We start from the raw sequence: 11,517 nt of genomic DNA, 5'->3' as shown, positions 1-11,517 counted from the left end.
GAGGTGTGCCGTCGGGCGCTTCAGGCGATGGATTTTGGGGGTCGCTCGACCTTGGCGGGGATGCGCCCCGCGAGTTCGGTAAACGCTACGAAGCCACGAACGACAGGTACGCCGATCAAGATCTTCGGGCTGGCGTCGTAAGGCAGAGCGATCACCGAAGACGCCATGGCGGCGCAAGCCGCGATGCAGGCCTTAGTCGGATGATCGCAACAGCCCTTGCCATGGGCGCCTGAAGCGGGGGACGGCGCCGTCTTGCTCATCGCCGCCGCCATCGGCATCTGAGCGCAGCGAGCCTGCGCCGCAAACGCGGTCAGCGGGCTCAGGCACAGCGCAAACGCTGCAAGGATGGCGAGGACCCATCTGGGCATGAACCTACATATTTCGGCGCTGGCCCGACTGTCACGCGAATTCATCCTCCACGGATAGCAGGAGCTGCTCTCGCCACGGGGTGTTGGCGCACGGCGAGCCGAGTCGCCGCAACCGAGATAGGATGACGGGTCGCCTGCAAGCGATTCGAATATCCGTTCTTGAGAGACTAGGCCGCCATGTCGTCACCGCCGACGAACCTACAGACGATCGCCGGTTTCTCGGTCGAGCTCGTATGCGCCTTGGGCGCTCGCACCGCCTTCAGCCTGACGGGCGGCATGGCGATGTATCTAAACCGGGCCGTGGAAACGACCCCGGGACTGAAGGCGGTCTACTGCCAGCACGAACAGGCCTGCGTGGCGGCCGCCGACGGCTACGCCAAGGCCGCCGGGTTCACAGCGCCTGGCCTTGCCGTGGTGACGGCGGGGCCGGGCGTGACCAACGCCGTGACCAGCCTGTGTTCCGCCTTTGGCGACTCCAGCCCCATCGTCGTTCTCGCCGGGCAGGTGAAGACGGCCGACATCGATCGCCACGGGACGCGCACCCATGGGGCGCAGGAGGTCCGCTCCCGCGATCTCATCCAGCCCTGCGTCAAGCATTTCGTCCAGCTGACGGCTCAAGGGGCCATGGCCGAACTCAATACGGCTCTGGCGCTGGCGTTCAGCGGGCGTCCTGGGCCGGTGTTCATCGAGATCCCGCTGGATGTCCAGAATGTCCCGCTGGCCTTCGATCAGGCGACCGTGCGCGACGCGCTCGCCGATATCCGCAGCCGGATCGCCGCCAGCCGGTCCCCCACCGACGCCGCCGCGCTTGCGGACGCGCTGGGCTGGCTGCAAGGCGGCGAGCGGCCGCTGATCTATGTCGGCGCCGGCTGTCGGATTGCGGGAGCGGCCGAAGCGGTCGTCGCCTTCGCCGAGACGCGCGCCATCCCCTTGGTGACGTCGTGGCCGGCCGCCGACGCCGTCCCTGCCGAACACCCGCTCAACTTCGGCGCTCCGGGCGGCCTAGCGCCTATGTCCGCCAACAGCATTCTCTACAAGGCCGACAGGATCGTCTTCCTCGGCGCACGCCTGGACCTGGGCACCACCGCGTTCCAGCGGGACGACTTCGGCGCGCAGGCCGAACGGTGGATCGTCGATGTCGACCCGGCTGAACTGGCCAAGTTCGCCCATCTCGCCCGCGTGACGACGCTTGAAGTCAACCTCTGCGCCCTGCCGTCTGCGATCGACGGCCTGGCGGCGCCCCAGGACAAGGCCAGGACCACCCCCTGGCTACAATGGTGCCGCGAGCAGGCAGCCACCTATCTGGCGCAGGAACAGCTGCGGCTCGCGACCGGCGCCATGAACGTTTTCGGCGTCGCGGGCGCCCTATCGAAATGGTCCGCCGGCAAGGTGTTCGTGCCGACCGGATCGGGCGCGGGCATCGAGACCTTCATCCGCTTCTTCGCTCCGCGCGCCGGCGCCCGGTGCTTCTTCGGCGCCTCCTTGGGGGCTATGGGCCTGGGTCTGCCGCATGCCATCGGCGCCGCCTTCGCCCAGGCGCGCCCGGTCATGTGCGTCGAGGGCGACGGCGGGTTGATGCTCAACCTTCAGGAACTGGCGACCCTGGCCCACTACGGACCCAAGGGCTTCGTGCTGTTCGTCCTGAACAACGACGGCTATCTGTCCATCAAGGCGTCGCAGGAACGGCACTTCGGCGCCACCGGCGGGGCGGACAGGGCGTCGGGTGTGTTCATCCCCGACTATGCCGAGATCGCGGCGGCCTTCCGTCTCGGCTATCGCCGCATCGAGAGCTTGGCGCAGCTGGATGCAGCGCTCGAGGGCTTTGACGCCGAGGCCCCGCCGCTCATCGTCGACCTGATCGTCGACAAGTCGGAACCCCGGGGACCGACCGTTCGCACCATCATCGGGCAGGATGGCAAGCTGTCCTCCACCTCGCTGGCCGAACTTCAGTGGTGAACGGGGTCCGCTCGCCCCAAGGCCTGGCCAGCCTGTTTTCACTGGACGGCAAGGTCGCGCTGGTCACCGGCGGATCGCGCGGGATCGGTCACGCCCTCGCCGACGGCCTGGCGGCGGCGGGAGCAGTCGTTGTCGCCGTGGCGCGATCCGCGAACCCGGACCATCCCTTCAGCCAGCCGGTTGGTTATCTGGCGGCCAACGTCGCGCTGGGCCTGGACGACGTCCTGGCCGCCATCGTGGCGGAGCATGGCCGGCTCGACATCCTGATCAATGCCGCAGGCGTCACCCTGCCCGAGGACCCCGAGCGGCCGGATTCGGCGATGGACAGGTTCGACCAGACCATCGGGGTCAATCTACGCGCCGCCTACGCCAACTGCCTGGCGGCGTCACGGGTCATGCGCGATGGCGGCGCCATCATCAATGTGACCAGCATCGGCGCCCATGCCGGCTTTCCGGGGAATCCGGGCTATGGGGCGGCCAAGGGCGGTCTGCGGTTCTTGACCAAGTCCCTGGCGGTGGACCTCGGGCCCAGGGGCGTCCGGGTCAACGCCCTGGCCCCCGGCTACATCCAGACGGCGATGACCGCGAAAAGCTATTCCGATCCGATCCAGCGCCAACAGCGCGCCGACCGTACCTGCCTGGGGCGTTGGGGTGTGGTTGACGATCTGGTGGGCGCGGCCGTCTTCCTGGCCAGCGACGCCTCGCGTTACATGACCGGACAGGATCTGGTCATCGACGGCGGCTGGACGGCGAAGGGGCTTTGATGACCGATTTCAACCATCGGGTCGGCTTCATGCAGGGCCGCTTGTCGCCCCTGGTCGACGGCAAGATCCAGGCCTTTCCCGCGGCCCACTGGCAGGCCGAGTTTCCGATCGCCCGGAGCCTTGGGTTCGCCCGGATGGAATGGACGCTGGATCATGACGGGTTGGCGGACAATCCACTGATGACGGCTCCTGGGCAGGCTTTGATCCAGGACCTGGCGCGCGACAGCGGTGTGACGGTCAGCTCGATCACCGGGGACTGCTTCATGCAGGCTCCGTTCTGGAAGGCGCACGGCGCGGCGCGGCAGGCCCTGCTCGATGAGTTCGCCGATGTCGTCGCCGGCGCCCAGGCGGTGGGGGCGCACCTCGTGGTCGTCCCGCTGGTGGACAACGGCGCGATCCAGAACCCCGCCGATGAGGCGTCCCTGATGGACGGGCTGGTCGATCTGACGCCGCGACTGACTGAACTCGGCGTCAGGGTGGCTTTCGAGTCCGACTTCCCACCGAACGAGCTGACGGCCTTCATCGCCCGGTTTCCGCACGACCGCTTCGGGATCAATTTCGACATCGGCAACAGCGCCGGCATGGGCTGGCCGCCCGAGGTGGAGATTCCCCTGATCGCCAACCGGATGCTCAACGTCCACGTCAAGGACCGGCTGCTGAACGGAACGACCGTGCCCCTGGGCGAAGGCAATGCGGACCTGCCCGGCGTGTTCACACTGTTGAAATCGGTCGGCTACAGCGGTCACTTCATCCTGCAGACCGCCCGCGCGGCCGATGGCGATCACCCAGGCGCCGCCGCCCGCTACCGCCGGGCGGTGCTCGACTGGATCGCCCAGGCATGAACCTCGATCTGGCAGGAAAGATCGCCCTGGTCGGGGGCGCCAGTCGCGGCATCGGTCTGGCCATCGCACGGCGCCTGCATGCCGAGGGGTGCCGACTGATCCTGACAGCCCGGGGCAAGGAGGAACTGGACCGCGCGGCCGGAGAACTGGACGGCGCGGTCGCCTACAGCCTGGACCTGCGCGAGGAAGCCGCCTGCCAGGACCTGGCGGCTCAGGTCGGGCAGCGGTTCGGACGCCTCGACCTGCTGGTCACCAACGCCGGGTCCGGGGCCTCGGTCCCTCCAGGGCAGGAAACGCCCGACGAGTGGCGGCGTGTCCTGGATTTGAACCTGTTCAGCGCCATGAACCTGATCTGCGCCTTGCGTCCCTTGATGACGCGAGACAGCGCGGGCTCGATTGTCTGCATATCCTCGATCTGCGGTCGCGAGGCGCTGGGGGCGCCGGTGGCCTATTCCGCGGCCAAGGCGGCGCTCGACGCAGCCGTCCTCGGCTTGTCGCGCCCCTTCGCGCGAGACGGTGTCCGGATCAACGGCGTGGCGCCGGGGAACATCCTGTTCGACGGCGGGACATGGGACGCCAAGCGACGGGCCGACCCAGAGGGCGTCCGGAACATGCTGGACCGCGAGGTGCCCTTGCGGCGGTTCGGCGCGCCGCAGGACGTCGCCGACGCGACCGCCTTCCTGCTATCGGACCGCGCAGCCTTCATCACCGGCTCTGTCCTGGTGGTCGACGGCGGCCAGACGAGGACATGATCATGCCCCCAGCGGCGACCCCAAGCGGCAGCACGGCCTACAGTCTGTCCGGACGGACAGCCCTGGTCACGGGCGCAGCCGGCCTGCTGGGACCGCAGCACGCCCATGCCCTGGCGGAAGCCGGAGCAACGGTCCTGGCGACGGACATCGATCCGGACAGGCTCCAGGCGGCCTGTGCCGATCTGATCGCCCAGTTTCCCGGTCAGATTCACCTCGACGTGCTGGACGTCGCCTCGGAGACCTCGCTCCTTCGGTTAGCGGAGCGTCACGACAGGATCGACATCCTGGTGAACAATGCGGCGATCGACCCCAAGGTGTCGGCGGATGGTGGCGGCCTGGAGCTCAGCCGGCTGGAGCACATGCCGCTGCAGGCCTGGGACGACCAGATTCGCATCGGGCTCACCGGCGCCTTTCTATGCTCCCGGATCTTTGGCAGCCGAATGGCGGAGCGGGGCGACGGCGTGATCCTCAATATAGCCTCCGACCTGTCGGTCATCGCCCCGGATCAGCGGCTGTATCGAAAGGCCGGAGTCGCGCCGGGCGACCAGCCGGTCAAGCCCGTCACCTACTCCGTCATCAAATCCGGCCTGGTCGGCCTGACGCGCTACCTGGCGAGCTATTGGGCCGACCGCGGCGTGCGGGTGAACGCCCTGTCCCCCGGCGGGGTGTTCAACAACCATCCTCCCGAGTTCCTGGATCGGCTAACCAATCTGATCCCCATGGGCCGGATGGCGGACGTCGCCGAATACCGCTCGGCGGTCCAGTTCCTGTGTTCCCCCGCCTCCAGCTACATGACCGGGCAGAACATCGTCATGGACGGCGGCAGAAGCATCCTATGATGTCGCCCGACCTTGGTCCCGGCCCGGGCGGTGATGGAAGGCGCCCGGCTCCAAGATCCCTCCGTCGAGGTGCAGCGGCAGCTGAGGCCTTAGCGCGCTCGCGGCGTTGAGCAGCGCGATACGACTCCGCTCGATCTTCTCCGTCGTGAAGCGCCCAATCAGCCCGGATACGGTCAATGCACCGAGCACGTGACCGTCCATGTTCACCAGCGGAACCGCGACCGCCGCAAGCTCGGCGTTGCGGCTGCCGATCGAAATCACCCATCCATGCTTTCTCGCTTGTTCGGCTTCCGATCCTTCCGCTCCGCCGAAGGCGCTGAGCAGGACGCCCGCGGCGCCGCGATCCAGCGGGTGCCGCGAACCCTCCTCAAGGTGGTGGCGCGCGGATCGCGGAGAATTGTGGCGGAACAGGCAGAGCCGCATCTCTCCGTCCTGAACGTAGAAGGAAGACGTCTCTTCGGCGCTTTCCGCCAAATCCCGCAGCACCGGCCGGATGAGATCGGCTAGCCCGATATCGGCGCGGCTGAGATGCCCGAGCCGCTGCAACTCGCGGCCGAGCACGAAAATTCCACGGCCGTCGCGATGTAGGAAACCTTTCCGGATGAGCGAACCGCACAGCCGCAGGATGGTGGCCTTCGACAACGCTGAGCGCTGGGCGAGTTGGGCGAGGCTCAATCCTTCGCCTTGCGCGCGGAAGCATTGCAGCAGCGACAGGGCGCGCTCGACGGCCTCGACGCGATTGGCCTTCTTCTGATGCTCGACGGCGCGTGGCGTCGGATCATTTTCCACTCTCGATTCCCCTCATTGTTGTTCCGTCAGGCGGAACGAATTCTGTTTGACGAAACCACAGGTGACGCTTAACCGAAACCATAAGAAAAGGGAGATGACATGAGCCGACGGAAAAACGTCGCCAAAACCTATCCCGCGCTCGCTGACGGGGGCGTTTCGTGAAGGCGGAAAGGCGGCGCTTCCTGGCGTACGGCTCCACGGCTCTGCTTTCCGCCTGTGCACCAGGCAGGTCGTCCAACCCGGATGTGACATTCATCATTCCCTACGCGCCTGGCGGGGGTTTCGACTCCTACGTCCGCGCGGTGATCCCGGCGTTGCAGAAGAGCCTTGGCGCACTGGTCATCCCCCAAAACGTCGATGGAGCGGGCGGCGCGCAGGCGGCGCAGGAAATCCATCGCGCCAAGCCGGACGGCTCGATCATCTCGATCGTCAACATCCCGGGGGCCATGATCCTAAGAGAACAGGGCGGCCTGGACTTCGATCTGCAGAAGCTCAGCTGGATCGCCAATATGGGACGCGACGCCTATGCGCTCCTGGTCCCCGCCACGTCCGCGATCCACAGCGTCGACCACCTGCGCGCCCTCGGCCATCAGCGGCCGGTCAAGTTCACCTGCGTCGGTGCGGCGGGCACCGCCTATTCCGCGACCAAGATCGGCGCCCGGCTGCTGGGCGTGCGCAGTCAGATCATCACGGGCTACAAGGGCACCAACGACTATATCGTTGCGGCTGTGCGGGGCGACGGCGACGCCGCGATCGCATCGCTGGCTTCGGTCAACTCCTACCTGAAGGCCAAGGCGGTGCGGGTGCTCTGCACGTTCGAAAAGACCGGAAGCCTGCCGGGCGTGCCGGACGCGACCACGCTCGGCCTGCCGGACCTAGTCGACATCGCGCAGTTTCGGCCGATCGCAGGACCGCCGGGGATGCCCGCCCCGATCATCGAGCGGCTCTCCAAGGCCTTCATCAGCGCGCTCCGCCAGCCTTCGGTGGTCGAATGGGCCGCGCGCAACCACGCCAACCTGACTCCGGACGATCCGGCCGGGACGATGCGCATCCTGCAGAACCAGGCCCAGTTCGTCACCCGCTGGAAGAACCAGCTCGCCGTCGCGTGACCCCAGGCGCGCCCGTCGCTTGCGCCGTAACGAGAGGAAGATCATGGCAGACGATCCAAACGACGCGCACGGCGCGCCACCGCCCCCCATCGGCCACAACTCCGATGCGCTGACGACCGAGGAAAAGGTCGCCAACCTCTATCACTCCAAGAAGGATCGCGTCTTCGTTCGCGGCTTCGAAGGTGAATACGACGTCAAGAAGGAACTAACGCGCCTGCGCTCCAGTCCGCGCGTGCTCAAGGGATCGGAGATCAAGTTCGTCGATGGACCGCAGGCCTATAGCCGCCACTATGTGGAGCCCAAGGACGGCATCACCCAGACCTTCCATATGCACCTGGAAGAGTACGCCCCGGGCGGCTATTCCCAGAAGCACGGGCATGTGAACGAGGCGGCCTTCTACATCCTCGACGGCGAGGGTTACGAAATCCACGACGGCGTACGCTACGACTGGAAGGCGGGCGACGTGGCCATCGTCCACAACAACTGCGTCCACCAGCACTTCAACGCGTCCAAGACCAAGCCGGCGCGTTGCCTGGTGATCAAGACCAAGCCGCTCTACCTCTTCCTCAACATGCTGTTTCAAAAGCAGGTCAAGGCCCGCGTGACCGACGAAACCCCCGAAAGCATGGGTTTCGACGTGCGCGAGGAAGAACTCGACTTCAACCATCCTGAGGGGGGCTACTGATGGCTTGGGAAGAAAGTACGGCTTGGCTTCGCGGCGGCGGCAACGAAAAGCTCTACCAGAACCTGCTGGACGAGGCGACGGACGCTCCCGTGCGCAACGCCCGGCGCAAGAAGGTGGTGCGTCCGGACGAAATGCCCTGGGAGATGTCGCGCCAAGGACTGCTCAAGCATCTGATCAACGAGCAGATGAACACCCGCATCGAGACGGTCGACGTCTACATGCAGCTCATCCCCCCCGGCTCCCGCTCGGGCAAGCACCGACATTTGGCGGAGGAATGCATCTACGTCCTGGAAGGTGCGGGCTACGATATCCATCAGGATTGCGACGTCGAGATCACCGATCAGTTCATCTGGACGCCGCAGGAAGAGACCCAGCGCTTCGACTGGGAGGCGGGTGATTACATCTACATTCCGCCGAACACCATCCATCAGCACTTCAACGCCAACCCTGAGCGCCCCGTGCGGCTCATTTCGTCGACGGCGCGGATCTTCAGGCAGATGGGGCTGAACACGCTCGAGCAGATGGAGGATGCGCCGGAATACGATCCGAACGTGGTGCTGACCGAGGAAGTCGTGCGTCAGTACATGCGGGGCAAGGCGGCGGTCTCTTAACGGAGCTGTCGAAGTGCGGAACGCGTCCGGTGACTGACGATAGGCGCCATAGCTTGGCCGATCATGCGCTCGGCGCCTTGTTCGACCATTCGCACGAAGATCACGATCACGACCATGATCACGACCATGATCACGACGAGGATTTCGCTGGGGCCGGTGGGGAGGCCGGGGACGCCACGCTGATCAGCCTGGGACTCGACATCGGTTCGTCGAGCACCCAGGCGGTGCTTTCGCGGTTGAGCGTTCATGGCGCCCGCCGAGATGATGCCGAGCCGGTGGCGCTCTATGCCTCGCCGATCATGGCGACCCCCTTCCGCGACAACGACCTGATCGACGAAGAAGCGCTATGGCGGATCGTCGAGCGGGTGTTTCGCGAAGCCGGCTTCAGCCCCGACGAGGTCGATACCGGCGCGGTGATCCTGACCGGCGCGGCGAGCGGGCGGACGAACGCGGCGGCGATCGGTGCGCGCCTGTCGCAGGCGGTGGGCGATCTCGTCTGCATCGCCGCCGGCGACCACATGGAGGCGATGCTCGCGGCCTTCGGATCGGGCGCTGTCCGGGCGTCACGGGAGGACGGCGGTCGGCGCCTGCTGCTGGTCGACATCGGTGGAGCGACCACCAAGTTGGCCCTGGTGGAGCGCGGCGAGGTGCTCGCCACCGCCGCGATGGCGGTGGGCGGTCGACTGCTCGCCGTCGATCGGGAGGATAGGCTCACACGACTCGAACCGGCGGGGGCCAGGCACGCCGCGCGCGCCGGTTTCACGTGGGCGCACGGCGACACCGTCCCACCGAGCGGCCGCGCTGCGGTGGCCACGGCGATGGCGGCGCTGGTCGTCCAGGCGATCATGGCTGCGGTCGGCGCCGCCTCGCTCACGGAGGCCGCCGCGACAACCATGCTGACCGATCCGCTCGTGGGGACGTCGGGCGTGGACGGGATCATGATCTCCGGCGGCGTCGCGGAATATGTCTACCGACGGGAGCGGCGCGACTTCGGCGATCTAGGCCCGGCGCTGGGGATCGCCTTGCGCCGGGCGCTGGACGAGGCCGCGTTCGCTCCCCTGCTCGAGCCGAGCGAGCGTATCCGGGCGACCGTGCTCGGCGCATCCCGCTATTGCGTGCAGATGAGCGGCGACACCATCTACATCTCATCGCACGCGAAACTCCTGCCGCGCAGAAACCTGCCCGTGCTCCGTCCAGCCGTGGATTTGTCTGGCGAAATCGATCCGGTCGCGCTGGCGACGGCGATCCGCGGCCGCCGCGCCCTGGCGCCCCTCGTCGGCCAGGACCTGGCCCTGGCGCTTCGCTGGTCCGGAGCACCGAGCCACCGCCGCCTCCACGCCCTTGCGCGGGGGATCGCGGCGGGGCTCGACGACCGCATCGCGGCGGGCGCCCCGCTCTATCTCATGCTCGAAGGCGACGCCGCCGCCAGCCTGGGCGCTATCCTGAAAGACGAACTCGACATACCCATAGAGGTGCTGGTGATCGACGGCGTCAGACTGGGCGATTTCGACCATGTCGATCTTGGCCGCATCCGGTTGCCGTCGAGAACCGTGCCGGTTACGGTCAAGTCGCTCCTGTTCGGCTCAACGCCCCCTTCCCCACCCGGCCGCCTATCGGCCTAAGTGGAGAAAAGCTAGGAGACGACCGCCAATACAGCACCCATTCCCCGGCGCCGCCTTATCCATCGAGGCGATTACAGTTAAAAATATCGCTTCATGATATTTTGAAGAGTTTTTCCGCATTGGTTTGGAAGAACGCTTTCTTCACTTCCGGCGCCATCTGCATTCGATCCAGGCTGTGAACTTCCTCGATCGAGTGCTGGTAAGGATAGTCCATCGCATAGAGCACCCGGTCGGTCCCGACCACGTCTTGGGTGAACTTGATCGCCGGCTCCCAGGCCACCCCGCTGTTGGTGATGTGAAAGTTCTCGCGCAGATACTCGCTCGGCTTCTTCTTCAGCGGCTTCATGCTCTCATAGCGGTTCGAGCGCACCGTCGCCGCGTGCATGTAGTCGAGCCGGTAAGCCCAGAACGGCAGCGCCTCGCCCATGTGGCCGATGATGATCTGCAGCTTGGGGAAGCGATCGAACACCCCGCTGGTTATCAGGCGCAGCGCGTGCAGGCCGGTCTCGACCCCGAAACCGAAGATCGCGCCATCCAGGCCCACTTCCAGAAAGGGGCGGATCATGTCGCGTGGCGGAGTGTTGGGGTGGAGATAGATCGGCGTGTCGTTGGCCTCCGCCGCCTCGAATATCTCCCAGAATTTCGGGTTCGACAGGTATTCGCCATGGGTATGGGAATTGATGATCACGCCGGTGAGGCCGAGTTGCTTGATCCCGCGCTCGATCTCCTTCGCCGCCTCGGCCGGCTTCTGCGGAGCGATCGCGACCATGCCGGAAAATTTCGTGGGGTGATTGCGGCACGCTTCGGCAAGCTCGTCATTGGCGACCTTGGCGAAATCGACGGCCGAGTCGGCCTCCATCACCTGCACGCCGGGCGAGGTCAGCGCGATAACTTGCCGGTCGATACCGGCCTCTTCCATGTGCCGTAGGCGCATGGCGCCCAGGTCTGTGAGACAATTCATGATGTGGCGGGGCCGTTCGGCCTGGCTGGTCATGTAGAAGCCGATCAGGCTGACGAAGCCGGGATCGGGATCGGGGCCTTCGAGGATCTTGCGCCAGATGTTCATCATCTCGGCGGGCGCGAAGGCTTCTTCGGTAGCGATGCGGGCGTAGTCGGCCTTGGGCGGCCGCTCTGCTTTCGGCTGGTCCATTCTCAGCGTCTCCTCTTTTTTCTGAACGGC

General features: G+C 66.1%; 12 protein-coding genes. 9 read left to right on the top strand and 3 right to left on the bottom strand.

Translation table 11 applies throughout. The annotated features are described in order from the left end of the window. Positions 1-20 precede the first annotated feature (20 nt). Positions 21-368, bottom strand: a complete 348-nt coding sequence (locus GSQ87_RS07365) for a hypothetical protein (RefSeq protein WP_158914837.1) — start codon at positions 366-368, stop codon at positions 21-23. 177 nt (positions 369-545) lie between these two features. Here GSQ87_RS07365 and GSQ87_RS07360 point away from each other — a divergent pair, with 177 nt between their 5' ends. From GSQ87_RS07360 to GSQ87_RS07340, 5 genes are read left to right on the top strand one after another with little or no spacing between them, the layout of a single operon-like run. After that, positions 546-2,324 carry a thiamine pyrophosphate-binding protein gene (locus GSQ87_RS07360; RefSeq protein WP_158914835.1) on the top strand — a complete coding sequence of 593 codons (1,779 nt, stop codon included), beginning with the start codon at positions 546-548 and terminating at the stop codon, positions 2,322-2,324. After that, positions 2,321-3,088 (top strand): SDR family oxidoreductase, encoded by a 768-nt coding sequence (locus GSQ87_RS07355; protein WP_254062811.1) that lies wholly within the window; start codon positions 2,321-2,323, stop codon positions 3,086-3,088. The genes GSQ87_RS07360 and GSQ87_RS07355 overlap by 4 nt, the downstream gene beginning before the upstream one ends. Beyond that, a complete protein-coding gene (locus GSQ87_RS07350; protein ID WP_158914833.1) occupies positions 3,088-3,930 on the top strand; it encodes a sugar phosphate isomerase/epimerase in 843 nt (280 codons plus the stop codon). Before GSQ87_RS07355 ends, GSQ87_RS07350 begins: the two co-directional genes overlap by 1 nt. Continuing rightward, on the top strand, positions 3,927-4,682 hold the full coding sequence (locus GSQ87_RS07345) for an SDR family NAD(P)-dependent oxidoreductase (RefSeq protein WP_158914831.1): 756 nt from the start codon (positions 3,927-3,929) through the stop codon (positions 4,680-4,682). Before GSQ87_RS07350 ends, GSQ87_RS07345 begins: the two co-directional genes overlap by 4 nt. 2 nt (positions 4,683-4,684) lie before the next feature. Continuing rightward, positions 4,685-5,521, top strand: coding sequence for an SDR family oxidoreductase (locus GSQ87_RS07340; RefSeq protein ID WP_158914829.1), 837 nt, complete (start codon positions 4,685-4,687; stop codon positions 5,519-5,521). Here GSQ87_RS07340 and GSQ87_RS07335 read toward each other — a convergent pair. Then, a complete protein-coding gene (locus GSQ87_RS07335; protein ID WP_158914827.1) occupies positions 5,516-6,310 on the bottom strand; it encodes an IclR family transcriptional regulator in 795 nt (264 codons plus the stop codon). The two genes, GSQ87_RS07340 and GSQ87_RS07335, sit on opposite strands and share 6 nt — an antisense overlap. 245 nt (positions 6,311-6,555) lie before the next feature. Between GSQ87_RS07335 and GSQ87_RS07330 the strand changes: the two genes are divergently transcribed. The 4 genes from GSQ87_RS07330 to GSQ87_RS07315 are packed head-to-tail and all read left to right on the top strand — an operon-like array spanning position 6,556 to position 10,337. Beyond that, a complete protein-coding gene (locus GSQ87_RS07330) occupies positions 6,556-7,419 on the top strand; it encodes a tripartite tricarboxylate transporter substrate binding protein (protein ID WP_158914825.1) in 864 nt (287 codons plus the stop codon). Positions 7,420-7,462: 43 nt separating this feature from the next. Further along, positions 7,463-8,104 (top strand): cupin domain-containing protein, encoded by a 642-nt coding sequence (locus GSQ87_RS07325; RefSeq protein WP_158914823.1) that lies wholly within the window; start codon positions 7,463-7,465, stop codon positions 8,102-8,104. Beyond that, complete coding sequence (locus GSQ87_RS07320; RefSeq protein WP_158914821.1) at positions 8,104-8,715, top strand: cupin domain-containing protein; 612 nt, start codon at positions 8,104-8,106, stop codon at positions 8,713-8,715. Before GSQ87_RS07325 ends, GSQ87_RS07320 begins: the two co-directional genes overlap by 1 nt. Before the next feature lie 29 nt (positions 8,716-8,744). Next, a complete protein-coding gene (locus tag GSQ87_RS07315; protein ID WP_216839120.1) occupies positions 8,745-10,337 on the top strand; it encodes an ethanolamine ammonia-lyase reactivating factor EutA in 1,593 nt (530 codons plus the stop codon). Positions 10,338-10,428: 91 nt separating this feature from the next. Here GSQ87_RS07315 and GSQ87_RS07310 read toward each other — a convergent pair whose 3' ends face one another. Continuing rightward, complete coding sequence (locus GSQ87_RS07310; RefSeq protein ID WP_158914819.1) at positions 10,429-11,487, bottom strand: amidohydrolase family protein; 1,059 nt, start codon at positions 11,485-11,487, stop codon at positions 10,429-10,431. Positions 11,488-11,517 lie beyond the last annotated feature (30 nt).

Source organism: Caulobacter sp. S45, assembly GCF_009765965.1.
In the GTDB taxonomy this organism is placed as follows: domain Bacteria; phylum Pseudomonadota; class Alphaproteobacteria; order Caulobacterales; family Caulobacteraceae; genus CAHJWH01.
Note: the sequence above shows the minus strand (reverse complement) of the source record. Positions and strands in the feature narration are given on the sequence as shown.

Coding starts and splice junctions, on each gene's coding strand:
- GSQ87_RS07365 (WP_158914837.1), bottom strand. CDS start 368: ATGCCCAGATGGGTCCTCGCCATCCTTGCAGCGTTTGCGCTGTGCCTG.
- GSQ87_RS07360 (WP_158914835.1), top strand. CDS start 546: ATGTCGTCACCGCCGACGAACCTACAGACGATCGCCGGTTTCTCGGTC.
- GSQ87_RS07350 (WP_158914833.1), top strand. CDS start 3,088: ATGACCGATTTCAACCATCGGGTCGGCTTCATGCAGGGCCGCTTGTCG.
- GSQ87_RS07345 (WP_158914831.1), top strand. CDS start 3,927: ATGAACCTCGATCTGGCAGGAAAGATCGCCCTGGTCGGGGGCGCCAGT.
- GSQ87_RS07340 (WP_158914829.1), top strand. CDS start 4,685: ATGCCCCCAGCGGCGACCCCAAGCGGCAGCACGGCCTACAGTCTGTCC.
- GSQ87_RS07325 (WP_158914823.1), top strand. CDS start 7,463: ATGGCAGACGATCCAAACGACGCGCACGGCGCGCCACCGCCCCCCATC.
- GSQ87_RS07320 (WP_158914821.1), top strand. CDS start 8,104: ATGGCTTGGGAAGAAAGTACGGCTTGGCTTCGCGGCGGCGGCAACGAA.
- GSQ87_RS07310 (WP_158914819.1), bottom strand. CDS start 11,487: ATGGACCAGCCGAAAGCAGAGCGGCCGCCCAAGGCCGACTACGCCCGC.